General features: G+C 37.2%; 15 protein-coding genes. 4 read left to right on the top strand and 11 right to left on the bottom strand.

The genetic code is table 11. The features are described 5' to 3' along the window. Positions 1–308 precede the first annotated feature (308 nt). Positions 309–758 (bottom strand): TlpA family protein disulfide reductase, encoded by a 450-nt coding sequence (locus tag AB1471_RS15210; RefSeq protein WP_367780616.1) that lies wholly within the window; start codon positions 756–758, stop codon positions 309–311. A 337-nt stretch (positions 759–1,095) separates the two neighbouring features. Here AB1471_RS15210 and AB1471_RS15215 point away from each other — a divergent pair, with 337 nt between their 5' ends. Beyond that, entirely contained in the window at positions 1,096–2,238 is a 1,143-nt protein-coding gene (locus AB1471_RS15215; protein ID WP_367780640.1) for an aminotransferase class I/II-fold pyridoxal phosphate-dependent enzyme, read from the top strand. A 35-nt stretch (positions 2,239–2,273) separates the two neighbouring features. On the opposite strand, the gene AB1471_RS15220 is transcribed toward AB1471_RS15215, so the two are convergent. From AB1471_RS15220 to ykzS, 5 genes are all read right to left on the bottom strand, one after another. Further along, entirely contained in the window at positions 2,274–3,137 is an 864-nt protein-coding gene (locus AB1471_RS15220) for an NAD(P)-dependent oxidoreductase (RefSeq protein ID WP_367780617.1), read from the bottom strand. 314 nt (positions 3,138–3,451) lie between these two features. After that, complete coding sequence (ptsP, locus tag AB1471_RS15225; RefSeq protein WP_367780618.1) at positions 3,452–5,170, bottom strand: phosphoenolpyruvate--protein phosphotransferase; 1,719 nt, start codon at positions 5,168–5,170, stop codon at positions 3,452–3,454. 3 nt (positions 5,171–5,173) lie between these two features. Then, positions 5,174–5,437 carry a phosphocarrier protein HPr gene (locus AB1471_RS15230; RefSeq protein WP_367780619.1) on the bottom strand — a complete coding sequence of 88 codons (264 nt, stop codon included), beginning with the start codon at positions 5,435–5,437 and terminating at the stop codon, positions 5,174–5,176. A 324-nt stretch (positions 5,438–5,761) separates the two neighbouring features. Next, on the bottom strand, positions 5,762–6,496 hold the full coding sequence (locus AB1471_RS15235) for an SDR family NAD(P)-dependent oxidoreductase (RefSeq protein ID WP_367780620.1): 735 nt from the start codon (positions 6,494–6,496) through the stop codon (positions 5,762–5,764). 11 nt (positions 6,497–6,507) lie between these two features. Then, positions 6,508–6,702 (bottom strand): protein YkzS, encoded by a 195-nt coding sequence (gene ykzS, locus AB1471_RS15240; protein ID WP_367780641.1) that lies wholly within the window; start codon positions 6,700–6,702, stop codon positions 6,508–6,510. Positions 6,703–6,940: 238 nt separating this feature from the next. Between ykzS and AB1471_RS15245 the strand changes: the two genes are divergently transcribed. Both AB1471_RS15245 and AB1471_RS15250 read left to right on the top strand, forming a co-directional pair. Beyond that, the gene (locus tag AB1471_RS15245) at positions 6,941–7,543 is read left to right on the top strand and encodes a CPBP family intramembrane glutamic endopeptidase (RefSeq protein WP_367780621.1); all 603 of its coding nucleotides are present in this window, start codon (positions 6,941–6,943) and stop codon (positions 7,541–7,543) included. Positions 7,544–8,003: 460 nt separating this feature from the next. Then, positions 8,004–10,130 carry an ATP-dependent Clp protease ATP-binding subunit gene (locus tag AB1471_RS15250; RefSeq protein WP_367780622.1) on the top strand — a complete coding sequence of 709 codons (2,127 nt, stop codon included), beginning with the start codon at positions 8,004–8,006 and terminating at the stop codon, positions 10,128–10,130. A gap of 44 nt (positions 10,131–10,174) precedes the next feature. Here the strand turns inward: AB1471_RS15250 and AB1471_RS15255 are convergent, their stop codons facing one another. The 3 genes from AB1471_RS15255 to AB1471_RS15265 form a co-directional block, all read right to left on the bottom strand. Continuing rightward, positions 10,175–11,872, bottom strand: a complete 1,698-nt coding sequence (locus AB1471_RS15255; RefSeq protein ID WP_367780623.1) for a M3 family oligoendopeptidase — start codon at positions 11,870–11,872, stop codon at positions 10,175–10,177. Between the two features lie 104 nt (positions 11,873–11,976). Further along, a complete protein-coding gene (locus AB1471_RS15260; RefSeq protein WP_367780624.1) occupies positions 11,977–12,426 on the bottom strand; it encodes a MarR family winged helix-turn-helix transcriptional regulator in 450 nt (149 codons plus the stop codon). Between the two features lie 369 nt (positions 12,427–12,795). Continuing rightward, the gene (locus AB1471_RS15265) at positions 12,796–13,998 is read right to left on the bottom strand and encodes a pyridoxal phosphate-dependent aminotransferase (protein WP_367780625.1); all 1,203 of its coding nucleotides are present in this window, start codon (positions 13,996–13,998) and stop codon (positions 12,796–12,798) included. Between the two features lie 96 nt (positions 13,999–14,094). Between AB1471_RS15265 and AB1471_RS15270 the strand changes: the two genes are divergently transcribed. Continuing rightward, the gene (locus AB1471_RS15270; protein WP_367780626.1) at positions 14,095–14,874 is read left to right on the top strand and encodes a carbon-nitrogen family hydrolase; all 780 of its coding nucleotides are present in this window, start codon (positions 14,095–14,097) and stop codon (positions 14,872–14,874) included. 118 nt (positions 14,875–14,992) lie between these two features. Here AB1471_RS15270 and AB1471_RS15275 read toward each other — a convergent pair whose 3' ends face one another. Together AB1471_RS15275 and AB1471_RS15280 are read right to left on the bottom strand one after the other, a co-directional pair. Next, a complete protein-coding gene (locus AB1471_RS15275; RefSeq protein ID WP_367780627.1) occupies positions 14,993–15,466 on the bottom strand; it encodes a methylated-DNA--[protein]-cysteine S-methyltransferase in 474 nt (157 codons plus the stop codon). Further along, positions 15,417–15,986: an ATP-binding protein gene (locus tag AB1471_RS15280; protein WP_367780628.1), complete on the bottom strand. Its 570-nt coding sequence runs from the start codon at positions 15,984–15,986 to the stop codon at positions 15,417–15,419. Before AB1471_RS15280 ends, AB1471_RS15275 begins: the two co-directional genes overlap by 50 nt. Positions 15,987–16,005: the final 19 nt, after the last annotated feature.

Genomic DNA, 16,005 nt, shown 5'->3' on the forward strand with positions numbered 1-16,005 from the left:
TGCCTGCAGCTGAAATCGTCAATGAGCTAATGGCTCAGGCTAGACAAGGGCTAGATGATGCAGCCAAGAAACTCGGTTGCTAAAATGAAGGTGTTTTTTATGCTCTTATACCCCACACAATGCAACACCTCGCGTACGCGCGCGAGGTGTTGCATTGTTATTTCTCCCTTAAAGCTTGTCATATCAGAGTTTATTGACTGATAATAGGTGTTGCAACACCTATTTTTCTAAGGTGCATATTCTGGGGAACGAACCTTAGCAATTTTGATAACCCGAATCACCTGAATTCTGTATAACTGATTTAATTGTTATTTACTTTCTACACCAAGCACACGGTTCAAACGTTTGCGAAGCATTTTCATTCCGCTTCCACCCGCTTGAAAATGGCGAAGTTGACCTTCTTTATCAAATACATAATATGCAGGTACATATTGATTTTCAAACGCTTCAGTTAGTTTGTGATCACCATCTACAAAGATTGGTTGTGTGATATCGTGACCCATTGCCACTTGCTCAATCACGCCCAAATCAAGGTCATCTTCGGAACGAGGCATATGAACTGCGATCACATTCAAGTCATCTTCATATTCATCACGAAGTTCGTTAATATCAGGCATCGCTTCTTTACATAGATGACAGCTTACTGACCAAAAGTGAATAAGTGTTGGCTTGTCCCCTACTAAATCTTCTTTCTTCACTTCGTTGTTTAACCATTTTGTAGCACCCGATAATTCTGGCATTTGTGCTCTAAGTTTCATGTATAATATCCTCCTAAGCTCCAGCGTAATCATATTCTATCCAAGTTATGTACTAGGATTTGGTTGTTATTCTTACTTTAAAATTATTCTTAAAAAATACATTTTCTATTATAGGAATCACCATCCTAATAGTCAAGCGAAACGAACGCTGTTTTTTAAAAAATTCGTCGAACGTTTATCCGTTTATAAAGTTAGTACCCTTATATACTCTTCCTTTCTTGATGTACCTTGTTTCCTTTAAAAATAATCCTTTTCATTGTATTTGTTTGTCTATCTATACTCTTTTATTCGATGAGGTGGTAAACTATCTTTGAATGAAGAAATGGAGGTAGGATTGATGACATCCGCTATTAACCATCAAGTTCAAAAAATTGAAATTTCAGGTATTAGAAAATTTTTTAATCGAATTAACCATATAGAAGGCATTATTTCTTTAACGATCGGTCAACCCGATTTTGAAACGCCTCAACATATAAAAGATGCTGCTATTCAAGCGATCAATCAAAATTTCACATCTTATACGCACAACGCTGGATTTATAGAATTACGTCAGGCTATTAGTTCTTTTATGAACCAAAAATATCACCTTACATATGATCCAACTAGTGAGATTATCGTTACTAACGGTGCGTCTCAAGCTATTGACACAGCACTCAGAACCATTCTAACAGATGGTGATGAAGTAATACTTCCAAGTCCAGTGTATCCTGGATACGCACCTATCATCCTCCAGTGTGGAGCAACACCTATTTACATAGACACGACCACAACACAATTTAAACTAACCGCTGCTCATGTTAAATCAGCTGTTACAGATAAAACAAAAGCCATCATTTTACCTTATCCATCAAACCCTACTGGAGTAAGTTTAGATAAAAATGAGCTTCAAGAAATAGCAGATATCGCTAACACACATGATTTAATAGTAATAGCCGATGAGATTTACAGTGAACTTATGTACGATCGACCTCACGTATCGATTGGAACAATGGCAAAAGAACGCACCATTATTATCAATGGCTTGTCAAAATCTCATGCGATGACCGGCTGGCGTATAGGAGTCCTTATGGCGCCTGAGTGGCTTGCAAAAGAATGTATTAAAGTGCACCAATACAATGTATCTTGTGCTTCTTCAATCTCTCAAAAAGCTGCATTAGCTGCTTTTTCAGATGGCATGAATGATGCAGTCCCTATGCGAGAGGAGTATAGAAAAAGACGGGCACTCACAGGGGATTATTTACGTACTCTAGGTTTTACAACCATTGAACCAGACGGAGCTTTTTACTTTTTAGCAAGAATTCCTTCAGATCTTTCCTCATTCGATTTTTCTGTACAATTAGCTGAACGAGCAAAAGTCGGAGTCATACCAGGAACAGCTTTTGATCCACATGGTGAGGGATATATTCGTGTGTCATATGCTTGTTCTCAAGAATCCATTCACGAAGCTTTTTCACGAATGCAGACCTTTTTAAAAAAATAAAATGAAGGCTCCCATTTGGAGCCTTCATTTTATTTTTACCAGTGTGTAATTAGAGCTTGCGTACCATTTTTATCATGACCTTGCAACGCTATATCTTCATACAACGAATGTGCTAGCGCTAATCCTGGTAAAGTCATATCCATCCGTTCCGCTTCTGTTAATGCTATCTTTAAATCTTTTATAAAGTGACGAACATAGAACCCTGGATCATAGTCTTCTTTTATCATTCTTGGTGCAAGATTGGATAGCGACCAACTACCAGCAGCTCCATTTGAAATACTTTTTAGTACACGATCTAAATCAAGGCCCGCTTCTTTGGCATACACGAGAGATTCACATACACCAATCATGGTAGAGGCGATAACAATTTGGTTGCTCATTTTTACATGTTGACCTAATCCTGCTGGACCATGGTAGACGATATTTTGACCAAACAACTGAAAGATCGGAAGAATAGTTTGAAATGCTTTTTCGTCACCTCCAATCATAATTGACAACGTACCATTTTTTGCCCCTATATCCCCTCCAGATACTGGTGCATCTAACACCGTAATATTTTTTAAAGCGGCTTTTTCAGCAATTTCTTTTGCAAGAGTAGGGGTAGAGGTGGTTAAATCTACAAATACAGACCCTGATTGACCATTTTCAAGTAAACCTCTTGGCCCTAAGTAAACTTCCTCTACATCCGTTGGAAAACCAACCATTGTAAAAATAACCGAACACTCTTTAGCCATTGATGAAGGAGAGCCTCCCCAAACTGCGCCTTTGTCGATCAATGGTAAAGTTTTTTCTTTCGTCCGGTTAAACACATACACCAAATGACCATCTGCTAATAAATGAGAGATAATCCCCTTTCCCATTACACCTGTTCCAATAAATCCAATTTTCTTTTTAGACAATGCGATCACCCCTAGTCAAATGTGTACTATCAGTGTGAACGTTCTACTTGAAAATTGCAAATACTTTCGTGAGCCTTGAACCCTTTCAGCACCATACATACATGGACGAAATAAAAGCGGAAAATCTGGGAACTATGTAATGTTTTTTGTAATAGAATAATCTATTTATATAAAAGAAAACAAAAAAAGAACCAGATAATGGGGGTTATCTGGTTCTAAAAAGGGAAATCAGAATGAAAAAGTATGCTTGTACAACTTATCTTTTCCCAATCTTTAAAGATTTATTCCTTTTTAATATTAATATAACATGATCGTTACAGTTTGATTGCTTTTTCTACAGTAGAGATTACTTCTTCGTTCGTTGAAAGAGTAAGTACTTCTTGAGCTAATGTTTCCATGTCACTTTTCGAAAGGTTTTTCAACTGTGTTCGAGCAGGAAGAATTGAAGTAGCACTCATAGAGAATTCATCTAAGCCTAAACCTAGCAAAATCGGAATGGCAATTTCATCGCCCGCCATCTCTCCACACATTCCTGTCCATTTTCCTTCTTTATGAGAAGCATCAATCACCATTTTAATTAAGCGTAAGATCGCTGGATTATACGGCTGATAAAGATAAGAAACACGTTCATTCATGCGGTCTGCTGCCATTGTGTATTGAATTAAATCATTTGTTCCAATACTGAAGAAATCTACTTCTTTTGCAAACTGATCTGCAAGAACGGCTGTTGAAGGAATTTCTACCATGATACCAACTTCAATATCATCAGAGACATTTACACCCTCTTGAATAAGCTGTTCTTTTACATCTAATAAAATCCCTTTTGCTTTACGGAATTCTACTAGATTGGAGATCATCGGGAACATAATTTTTAAATTACCATATACACTAGCACGGAGGAGAGCACGCAACTGCACTTCAAATAAATCTTGTTCTTCTAAACATAAACGAATCGCTCTAAAACCTAGAAACGGATTCATTTCATGTGGAAGATCGAGATATGGAAGCTCTTTATCTCCACCGATATCAAGCGTACGTACCACAACAGGTTTACCATCCATACCTTCTAATACGGCTTTATACGATTCAAACTGTTCTTCTTCTGTTGGCAATTCGTTTCTACCCATATAAAGAAATTCAGTACGATATAGGCCAACTCCTTCGCCACCATTGTTACGTACGCCTTCTAGATCTGCAGGAGTACCAATGTTTGCAGCAAGTTCCACGTGATGTCCATCTCGTGTAACCGATTTTTCATCAACTAGCTTAGCCCACTCAGCTTTTTGATCGGCAAATCTTCTCGCTTCATCCTTATATTGTTCAACAACTTCTTCAGTAGGGTTAACATGGACTTCTCCATTTAACCCATCAACAATAACAAGGTCGCCATTTTGAATTTCTTGTGTTGCTTCTTTCGTACCAACAACAGCAGGAATCTCCATTGAACGTGCCATGATTGCTGAATGAGATGTACGTCCACCAATATTAGTCGTAAACCCTTTAACAAATTCACGATTGAGTTGAGCAGTATCAGAAGGTGTTAAATCTTCTGATATTACAATTACTTCTTCAGAAATCATGCTTGGATTTAATACCTTTACATCTAAAAGATGTGAAAGAACTCGCTTTGTTACATCACGAATATCCGCCGCACGTTCTTTCATGTATTCATTGTCCATTTGTTCAAACATTGAAACAAACATATCAGCTGTTTCTTTTAAAGCAGCTTCAGCATTTACTGAATCTTGTTTGATTTTTTCTTCGATTGGACCAAGTAATTCAGGATCATTCAAAACAAGAAGGTGTGCTTCGAAAATCGCAGCCTTATCATCGCCAAGTTCAACCTTGGCACGATCACGAATCGCCTCTAGCTCTGACATTGAAACTGAAATCGCTTCTTTAAAGCGCTCTACTTCTTGACCAGGGTTGTCCACCTTTGTTTCTTTAAATGACAAATCAGGCTCCACCAATCGATAAGCCTTCGCTATTGCGATGCCACTTGATGCCGCTATTCCTTTCAGTATAGAAGACATTACTTACGCCAGACCTTCATTGTTAAGCGTTTCTGCAAGGCTTGATAAGGCTTCTTGCTCGTCACTACCTTCAGCATAAATAACGATTTCTGCATCTTTACCTACACCCAATGACATAACACCCATAATTGATTTAAGGTTTACTTTCTTACCTTTGAATTCAAGTTGAATGTCTGAATTAAATTTGCTCGCAGTTTGAACCAGAAGTGTTGCTGGACGAGCGTGAATTCCTGTTTCTGCTTTTACTGTAAATTGTTTCTGTGCCATAATAAATCGTCTCCTTTTTACTTGTTCTAACAACGTTACCCATAATAAAATATACAATACATTTCGACACGTCAATAGTCGATTATCGTCATCCATTAAATGGCAAACATTTTTTTTGTTTCTTACGCATTAAGAATAGCATGTACCCCCAGTAATCACAACGAATTTGCTATGATTAATCCTCTGTCACAATGTGTACAAAAACAACGATACAAATACCTTTAATTTCTTTTGTCGTTATTCTTGGCTCTTCGTTCAAATTACTTAACCAGATCGTAAATCTTTTAGTGATAGCCTTTCGAGGGCTCCCGCTAGCTTAAAACCTTAGGGTTCGTAAATCATTTTTCTCGTCATTCCACCATCCACTACGAGATTCTCACCTGTAATAAAGGTGTTTAGTGGGTCCGTTAAAAATAAACAAGCTCTAGCTATATCGCTTGGCTTCCCAACTCTATTCGATAAATGTTGCTGATGATCGACCTCTCGTAGTTCGTCATAGTTTTCAGTTGCGATCCATCCGGGACTAATTGCATTAACTGTAATATTTCGTTCACTCAACGTCACAGCGAGTGAATGTGTTAAAGCATGAATCCCACCTTTTGATGTCGCGTATGCTTCTGTGTCCGATTCTGACATCGTTGCTCTGGTCGAACACATATTAACGATGGAGCCTCCATTCATATATTGAGCAGCTTCTCTTGAGCAGAAAAAGACGCTTGATAGATTACTGCTGATGATCGATAACCAATCATCTTCTGTTACATCCCATATCGATTTAAACGCGGATTGACCTGCATTGTTGATCAACACATCGATTTTCCCTGCTTCGTCCATAATTTCTGTCATCATCTTTTTAACATCACTCAGGCTACCAACATCACATATTTTTGCATAAACATCAAAACCACTTTTTTTCAGAATACCAACTTCTTCTAGAAGTTTTTCTTTTTTAATATCAACCATAATTACTCGGTCGCCACAAATTAAATACGCTTTCGAAACTTCTAATCCGATTCCATTTGCAGCTCCAGTTACAATGACTACTTGACTATCACTCATTTGTCCCCTCCTTAACTTCTCGCTTCGTCTAAATATTCATAAATTACATGCCCGTCTCGTTGAGCAATTCCCCTAAAATGTTTAAAATCTTCCCGTTGGACGAGGACTTCCCTAAATGATGAAAAATCACTTTTTGTTATGCTTATCTGAATAACCGTTCTTTCCTTTAACTCTTCTAATAGTTGATTGATTTTTTCTCGCTCCAACACATTTTCAACCCCTGATCGTTTTGTTTATTTTGTTTTAATTTATACTATAGGTATTTACTCTAAACAGGACAAGAAATACTTTTTTCCGTTTTCATATGTGAAGAGAACTTGAACGATACTTTATACTCTATATTCTCACAGTATTTTTTGGTACAATAGACTCTCTATGTTTCAAACAAGGTTCGAACTTTTTCTTTTTTTCGTCGTGATCGCAATTCAAGGAGGTAACTATAACGTGAATAAACAAGTATGGTGGCTGATTGGAAGTTTACTTATCATACACCTTTTAATTTATATTACATTTTTTGACAATAATATTTTTTGGTACCTATATTCTGGTACTGCTTTAGTAATGATTGCAGTTAGCATTATCCAGACAGGGTTTGATGAACGGTTGAAAACAAAACCTTTTATTTTTTTAGGATTGATTTCCGGCGTAGTACTCTACGTTTTATTTTTTGCTGGTTACTTACTTTTTTCTTGGTTACCAGGAAACGTGGATGGTACAATCGCTAAACTCTTTGAACAACTCAGACCCGATCAACTTTGGAAATTAGTTGTATTAATTATAATTGTTATTCCCGCAGAAGAAATTTTCTGGAGAGGGTTTGTTCAACAACGACTACAACAATATTTTTCATCAACAGTCAGTGTCGCTATAACAGCTTTGTTGGCTGGCTCAGTTTTTTATTATTCTGGTGAATGGATTTGGATGTTAGCCGCATTTGTTGGATCCGTATTTTGGGGGATCTTATATGCTTGGAAGAAGAATATTCTCATGGTTATTCTCTCTCATTTAACTTTTAGTCTATTATTCTTTTATGTCATTTTCATATAATGAAACTTTTTTATTGAATGCCTACTGTACTAGCAACATTTATGAAACAATTTACCATTGTTAACAACTATTTCTACCCATTTCTCTTGCTATAGTGGCAAGAGAAACACGAGCGAAACGACAAAAAATGAAAGAATGGTACCACCGAAGAAGAAATGGTTGAAGATGAAATAGAAAAACGTAATAAAGATCAAGTACTAATGAAGATCACGCAAGCTTCGCGTTTAGTCGCGAAGCTTTTTTTATTTTCCAGGAAATATTAATTTAAATAAAACCGGCACAGGGCGCCTACTTCTTCAACGTGTGCTTTAAGGTGTCTAAGCAAAATACTTGAAAGTCAAATAAGGTCAAATTATACTAGAGTTACGAAAGTCAGATATGGTCAAAAAAATGTTAATAACACTGAACTATCGATTCGTTGACAAAACATTAAAATATAACCATTTAAGGAGGAGTCACAATGATTTGTGAAAAATGTGAATCAAATCAAGCAAATGTTCAGCTACGTCTTCAAGTAAATAGCCAACAGCAAGATTTTAATTTGTGCTCCGGTTGTTATAAAGAAGAAAAAGAAAAATTGCACTTTGCATTAAATGAACAACAAAAACCATCAAATGAATCACCAATTGATGATTTTTTATCATCTTTTAATCAAGGACAACCGCAAGCAAATACGAAAACGTCGAAATCAGAAAAGAAGGACGGTTTACTTGAACAATACGGAAGAAACATTTCTCATTTAGCGAAAGCCAATCTGATCGACCCTGTCATCGGACGAGACAAAGAAATTGATCGCATGATTGAGGTTTTAAACCGTCGAAATAAAAACAATCCTGTTTTGATTGGTGAACCAGGTGTAGGTAAAACAGCTGTAGCAGAAGGTCTCGCTTCACGTATTGTTGCTGGTACTGTTCCAACCAAGCTCAAATCAAAAGAGGTCATTTTACTAGATGTCGCTTCTCTCGTTTCTAATACAGGAATACGTGGACAATTCGAAGAGCGTATGAAAACCTTAATCACAGAATTACAATCTAGAAAAAATATCATCCTATTTATTGATGAAATTCATCAAATTGTCGGTGCGGGATCAGCTGAAGGGTCAATGGATGCAGGGAATATCTTGAAACCTGCACTAGCTAGAGGCGAGCTTCAGTTAATTGGAGCTACAACGTTAAAAGAGTTCCGTCAAATTGAAAAAGATGCTGGACTTGAACGTCGTTTTCAAGCGATTCAAGTAAATGAACCTTCGGTTGAAGAAACCTACTCAATCTTAATAGGACTCTCATCGCGATATGAAGATTTTCATGAAGTTCAGTATGAAGATGATGCGTTACAAGCAGCCGTTAACCTATCACATCGATACATTCAAGATCGATTTTTACCAGACAAAGCAATCGATCTTCTTGATGAAGCTGGATCAAAGTTAAACTTAACCGCTGACATTGATGATCAAGAATCAATCAATCAACGATTAACAGCGATTCACCAAGAAAAGCAACAAGTGCTAGAAGAAGAAAATTATGAACAAGCGGCTGTATTACGTGATGAAGAAGAACAACTTGAAGGAAAACTTCAACGTGATCATGAAACTGTCCGTCCAGTCGTTACTAAACAAGTAATTCAACAATTAATTGAGCAAAAAACAGGGATACCTATTGGCAGGCTCGAAGTGGATGAACAAGTGAAAATGCAACGATTAGAAAGCCGTTTAAATGACAAAGTAATCGGTCAACAGCAAGCCGTTAAGAAAGTGGCAAAAGCTGTGCGTAGAAGCCGTGCAGGCCTTAAATCACAAAATCGTCCTACAGGTTCATTCTTATTTATTGGTCCCACAGGCGTTGGGAAAACTGAACTATCAAAAACTTTAGCAGATGAACTATTTGGATCAAAAGACCAAATGATTCGTTTAGATATGAGTGAATACATGGAGAAACACAGCGTCTCCAAACTTATTGGTTCTCCTCCGGGTTATGTTGGTCATGATGAAGCAGGCCAACTAACAGAGAAGGTACGTCGCTCTCCATATAGCATTATTTTACTAGATGAGATTGAAAAAGCTCATCCAGATGTATTGCATATCTTCCTACAAATAATGGAGGATGGACGTTTAACAGATAGCCAAGGACGAACTGTTAACTTTAAAGATACAGTCATTATTATGACAAGTAATGCTGGTGTCGGTGTCAAAAAACAAGCTGTAGGATTTGGTTCTAGTGAATCACTCAATGAGGCCAGTCTGCTCGATTCATTAAGTGATTTTTTCAAGCCAGAGTTTTTAAATCGTTTCGATAGTATCATCGAATTTTCTTCTCTTGAAAAAGAGCATCTGCTTCAAATTATTGATATCATGATCATTGATCTACAGAAAGTAATCGCTGAACAAGATATGACACTTTATGTGACAAACCAAGTAAAAGAAAAACTTGCAGAATTGGGCTACCACCCCTCATTTGGAGCTCGTCCATTAAGACGCGCAATTGTAGAATATGTTGAGGATGGCATAACAGATTTCATGTTCGATCATCCACATAAAAAATCTGTGCAAGCCGTGCTAGAAGGAGATGAAATTAACATTCAACCATCCTAAAAGTAAAAGGTGTTCGCGAATTCGCGAACACCTTTTACTATTTTTTATAACTGTTGATCATCGACCGAATTAAGCCACTGCTCAATTGAATCAACCACCGATTTTACACATCCATCTTCAAATGGAGATAAAAGTTTTGATTCAGTTAGCAACTCAGTGAATGATTTTGAACCACCGAGTGTGCACAAATGCAAGTAATCGTTCCATGCTTCTTTATGATCTTCTCTTGAACGTTTCCAAAATTGAAACGCACAAATCTGAGCCAGCGTGTAGTCAATATAATAGAATGGCACTTCATAAATATGACCTTGACGTTGCCATACCCCACCTGCTTCAAGGTAAGCATGATCACCATAATCACGATGAGGTAGATACGTTTGCTCTAGTTTCTTCCATGCTGCTTTACGTTCAGTCGGTGTCATTTCTGGATTTTCATATATGACATGTTGGAACTCATCCACTGCTACTCCATAAGGAAGGAATTGTATCGCACTGCTTAGATGTGAAAACTTGTATTTTTCGGTTTGTTCGCCAAAAAACAGTTCCATCCACGGCCATGTAAAAAACTCCATACTCATCGAATGAATTTCAGCAGATTCATATGTCGGCCATAAGTACTCAGGAATATCAATATGACGACTTGAATATACCTGGAATGCATGACCTGCTTCATGGGTTAGCACATCGATATCTCCTGAAGTTCCATTGAAATTAGAAAAGATAAATGGGGCTTGATAATCCTCGATAAATGAACAATACCCACCTGCTTCCTTCCCCTTCTTAGATTCTAAGTCCATCAATTTACGATCGGTCATATATTTGAAAAATTCATGTGTTTCGGGTGATAATTCTGCATACATTTTTTGACCATTTTCAATGATCCATTCTGAAGATCCTTTCGGCGTTGCATTTCCTGTTAAAAACACTAACGGCTCATCCCAAAACATTAGCTTATCAACGCCAATTCTTGTCGCTTGTCTTTGCCATAGCTTGGTAGCGAGTGGAACAATGTAGTCACGGACTTGGTCTCTAAAGTTTTTAACCATCTCAGCATTATAATCAATGCGATTCATACGAATATAGCCAAGTTCCACAAAGTTATTGTATCCAAGCTTCGTCGAAATCTCATGTCGTAGTTTTACAAGCTGATCATACAATTCATCAAACTTTTCTTCATGTTGTTTATAGAAATCAAAATTAGCAGTAATCGCATTTTTACGCACATCACGATCGATCGATTCTGTAAAAGGGGCAAGTTGCGCAAGTGTTAATTTTTCACCATTAAAATCAACTTCAGCAGATGCCACAAGCTTAGAATACTCTGATGTTAGTTTGTTCTCCTTCTGCAAAAGAGAAATTACTTGTGGTGAAAATCCTTTAATGGAACAATCAGCTAAATCAAAAAGTTGGTGACCCCACTTTTCTTCCAGTTCAACTCTCCACTTTGAATTAATTAATGCTTTGTGATAATTCGTAACAAGTTCTGTTAACTGCGGTTGTACCTCGTCAAAGTAATCTCTTTCTTTTTGATAAAATTCATTATTCGTATCAATGCTCGCACGAATGTACGCAAGGTTAAATTGTGTATATACCTTATTTCTAAATTCGTTAATGGCTGTGATCGTATCGGTTTGTTCTTCTACAGAAGATGCGTTATTAAATTGTACGATTAATTTTTCAAAACGTTTTTTTTCTTCTTCAAATACTGGTCGTTTGTATATATATTGATCAAATGTTTTCATCTTCCATTCCCCCTCAACCCAAACATTCGATTTTTATCGTACAATTCCTGCTTTCTTTCAAAAAAAAACTACTACTTTTACTTCAAGTAGTAGCAGTCTTACGTTCAGTAGGATAAGTCTTTAATGGATAGGCCTAATTTTTTGAGGAGTCCGATTGCCTGTTGTTGCTCTTCTGAAGATAAAACGGCCATCGTCTCATGAAGGCTCTGCTCATGCATCGGAAAAATACTCGCCATAAATACATTCCCTGCTTCAGTCGTTTCAGCATATGTCACGCGGCGATCATCTGGTGATTCTATTCTGCGTATGTAACCTTTTTTCTCAAGTTTATCGACAACATACGTAATGCTTCCGCTTGCAAGAAGGATTTTATCACCTATTTTTTGGAGCGGCTGCTTTCCTTTATGATACAACAATTCTAAAACACCAAATTCAGTTGGATTTAGCCCTTGTTCTTGAAAAAAGCGATTATTCACTTCTATTATTGATTTATAGGCTCGCGATAAAACAATAAATAATTTTAATGATTGCTGATAGTCTGTTGATTCTGTCATCCTCATCAGTCCTTGTCAATTTCATTTTATATATTAGTATAACGAAAATTTCTAAACAAAGTCAATCCTATCAAGCGTTTAAGTTGATGACCTTAAATTCCTGGTTCACAGTCATCTTTACTTCTTTATGATGTTGCAGAGAGTCAGCCTAAATTAGACAGGAAAGATTTCGCTAGTAGCGTAAATAAGCTAGAGGCCCTTTCCGAGCTCTTCTGGTGTCAAGTTTGTTTTGATACGTACTAAGTAGGTATCACCTTCGCCTGCTCTCATCCCAATCATACGATGAGCATATTCCATTACACATTTCAAACTTTCATAAGTCTGTCTATTTATGGTTGCGTTACAAACTTATTTTAAACAGCAATCCCGCTAATTGGAAATGCTGTTTTTCATCTTAATTTTAAATATATTTAACTTTTTAATGCGTTGCACAGCTTCTCTAATTCGATCTTCTGACGTTAACATTCCCACACGTACGTAACCTTCACCATGTTTACCAAATCCAATACCTGGTGCCATAACCACATTTGCATGCTCAACTAGGTAATCTGAGAATGAGGTTGATGTAAAACCTTCAGGAACCTTGAACCAAGCGAAAAAAGACCCTTTTGGTGCTGTTACATCCCACCCGATTGCTTGGAGCTCTTTAACAAGGACATTTCTTCTGCGTTCATATGTATCTTTTAACTCGGTTGCAGCTTCATAGGATGTGGTCAGTGCCTCCTCAGCTGCTTCTTGGATACCTCCAAAAATGCTTACGTGTAAATGATCTTGAAGGAGATTCACACTTTCTATTACAGATGCATTCCCTATTGCAAATCCAATTCTCCATCCAGCCATATTAAAGGTTTTTGATAGCGTGTAAATTTCTAGACCCACTTCTTTTGCGCCTTTCGTTTGTAAAAAACTAATCGGTTTTTTGCCATCAAACCCGATAGACCCATAGGCAAAGTCATGAACAACACAAATGTCGTTAGTAGTAGCAAATTCAACCGTTTGATCAAAAAATGTTTGATCCGCTACTCCCCCTGTTGGATTGTTTGGGTAGTTAATAAACATCAGTTTTGATAGATCAGCGACTTCTTGTGGAATCAGAGAATAATCAGGTAAAAATCCGTTTTCTTCAAGCAAAGGCATCATGTGCATCTTTGCTTCGGCGAGTGAAACACCCGACCAATAATCAGGATAGCCTGGATCAGGCACTAAAACGGTATCACCCGGATTCGCTAAGCACTGAGGAATTTCCACAAGGCCAGCCTTCCCTCCAAACAGGACAGCAACTTCCGTTACTGGATCTATTTCAACATCGTATTCACGCTTATAAAAAGTAGCCACTGCTTTTTTTAAATAGTCCATTCCTCTAAATGGAGAATATTTATGGTTCACTGGATTTTCTGCTGCTTGCTTCAATCTTTCCACAATATGCTGTGGGGTTGGTAAATCTGGATTTCCTTGCCCAAGGTTGATGACGTCATGCCCTGCATTAACCCTTTCAGTCACTTTTTTAGCTAATGAAGCAAAAAATTGGTCAGGTAAATCATTCAAACGATCTGATTTTTGAAACTTTTTCATCCTGTCACCTACCCTTTCACTTTCAAATAGTTGTTACAAATGGTATAACGAATGAAATCGGTTGTAAAGCATTAAAAATTAGGGGGTTATAAAGATATGAAAATAGGGTTACTCCAAATGGATATTATTTTTGGTCAACCTGAGAAAAATCGACAAAAGGTCAAAACTCATTTAGAAAATTTTGTGCGCGATGAATATGATTTTATCGTACTACCTGAGCTTTGGACAACAGGATATGATTTAACAAGATTAGATGAGATAAGCGAGAAAGATGCTAGACATTCGATATCATTTATTCAAGACCTAGCGAAAGAATATAATGTCAACATTATTGGAGGTTCCGTTGCCAATCAAAAAGAGGATGGTGTGTATAATACTTTATTTGTAGTAAATCGTTCAGGAGTGCTCATCCACCAATACAGCAAACTTCATTTGTTTAAATTGATGGATGAACATTTATATTTATCTGCAGGAACTGACTCACCATCATTTAGGCTAGAAGGTGTTCAATTCGGAGGATTCATTTGCTATGATATTCGTTTTCCTGAATGGATAAGAAAACCTGTTTTAGATGGAGCCGAAGCGATTGTTGTGGTCGCAGAATGGCCTGAAGCTCGTATTGACCATTGGATTACACTGCTGCGTGCACGTGCTATTGAAAATCAGTCCTTTGTAATCGCTTGTAACCGCGTAGGCTCAGATCCAAATAATGCTTTCGGTGGAAACTCGTTAATAATAGACCCTTGGGGAGAAATCATTTCGCAAGGATCACTTAATGAGGAAATGGTAACTGCTTCAATCGATATTGATCGCGTAAAAAATATTCGGTCGAAGATTCCAGTATTTGACGATAGAAAACCGACGTATTATTCATAAAAGCACTCTGAAGCCAATCCTTTCAAAGAAAAAGGATTGGCTCCAGAGTTTAATCGAAAAGAAAAAACCTTAATGAAGGCAAGACAATACGTCTTCTTTCATTAAGGTTTTCATCTGATTAAACATGTGAACAATGTGTTTTTTCAAGAGATAATAAAAACTTCTTTTTATCAATTTGTGTCCCTGCATACCCTGTCATTGATCCATTTTTTCCAACAACACGGTGACATGGGATAACGATTGGCAACGGATTACGTCGGTTGGCTTGCCCCACGGCTCGTACAGCTTTATCTCGCTGGATTTTTTGTGCAAGAGCTTGGTATGAGCAGCTTTCACCATAAGGGATGGTTTGTAGCGCTGTCCAAACTTCTTGCTGAAACAATGTACCTTCAAAACTAAGTGGTAAGGTAAATTGTTGCCGATTTCCTACAAAATATTCAGTGAGTTGTAATTCAGTTTTATCTAGTAAAGGATGGTCCTCGTGTTCGATATGTAAAAATGATTTTAAAAATTCGATTTTAACAAGCTGATCATTTTTTACTTCAATTCGTAAAGTTCCAATCGGCGTTTCCATTATTCGTTGAATCAACATCCTCAGCCTCTCTTGCGGGGAAATATAAATTAAATACCGTACCTTCCCCTAGTTCACTTTCAACTTCAATTTTCCCATCGTGTTCTTCAATAATTTTATAGGTAACAACTAGTCCCAGTCCAGTTCCATTTTCTTTGGTTGTATAAAAAGGTTGATTTAAGCGCTCTAATCGATCTTGTGAAATTCCACAACCCGTATCTTGAATCGCAATATGCTGGATACCATTACCTTCATTGTAGGATAAGGTAACTTCTCCTCCACCTGTCGTAGCTTCAATAGCATTTTTCAACATATTGATAAATACTTGTTTCAAACGATTTTTATCACCATAAACAACGGAACCCTTATCGGCTAATTTGACCGATAACTTGATATCACAAAGGGTCGCTTGCGGTTGCATTAGTTCTACTGTTTCATTTAGTACAGATGGCAGACTAACAAATTCATAACTACTTATTTTTGGTTTTGCCAGCATTAAAAATTCAGTCATTATCGTTTCAATACGCTGTAGTTCAGACATAATAACACCAAAATACATG

The organism is Jeotgalibacillus marinus (genome assembly GCF_040801915.1).
Taxonomy (GTDB): domain Bacteria; phylum Bacillota; class Bacilli; order Bacillales; family Jeotgalibacillaceae; genus Jeotgalibacillus; species Jeotgalibacillus marinus.

Bases quoted from the DNA above. Each gene is read 5' to 3' on its own strand.
- AB1471_RS15210 (WP_367780616.1), bottom strand. From the start codon at position 758: ATGAAACTTAGAGCACAAATGCCAGAATTATCGGGTGCTACAAAATGG.
- AB1471_RS15215 (WP_367780640.1), top strand. From the start codon at position 1,096: ATGACATCCGCTATTAACCATCAAGTTCAAAAAATTGAAATTTCAGGT.
- ptsP (WP_367780618.1), bottom strand. From the start codon at position 5,170: ATGTCTTCTATACTGAAAGGAATAGCGGCATCAAGTGGCATCGCAATA.
- AB1471_RS15230 (WP_367780619.1), bottom strand. From the start codon at position 5,437: ATGGCACAGAAACAATTTACAGTAAAAGCAGAAACAGGAATTCACGCT.
- AB1471_RS15235 (WP_367780620.1), bottom strand. From the start codon at position 6,496: ATGAGTGATAGTCAAGTAGTCATTGTAACTGGAGCTGCAAATGGAATC.
- AB1471_RS15250 (WP_367780622.1), top strand. From the start codon at position 8,004: ATGATTTGTGAAAAATGTGAATCAAATCAAGCAAATGTTCAGCTACGT.
- AB1471_RS15255 (WP_367780623.1), bottom strand. From the start codon at position 11,872: ATGAAAACATTTGATCAATATATATACAAACGACCAGTATTTGAAGAA.
- AB1471_RS15260 (WP_367780624.1), bottom strand. From the start codon at position 12,426: ATGACAGAATCAACAGACTATCAGCAATCATTAAAATTATTTATTGTT.
- AB1471_RS15265 (WP_367780625.1), bottom strand. From the start codon at position 13,998: ATGAAAAAGTTTCAAAAATCAGATCGTTTGAATGATTTACCTGACCAA.
- AB1471_RS15270 (WP_367780626.1), top strand. From the start codon at position 14,095: ATGAAAATAGGGTTACTCCAAATGGATATTATTTTTGGTCAACCTGAG.
- AB1471_RS15275 (WP_367780627.1), bottom strand. From the start codon at position 15,466: ATGTTGATTCAACGAATAATGGAAACGCCGATTGGAACTTTACGAATT.
- AB1471_RS15280 (WP_367780628.1), bottom strand. From the start codon at position 15,986: ATGTCTGAACTACAGCGTATTGAAACGATAATGACTGAATTTTTAATG.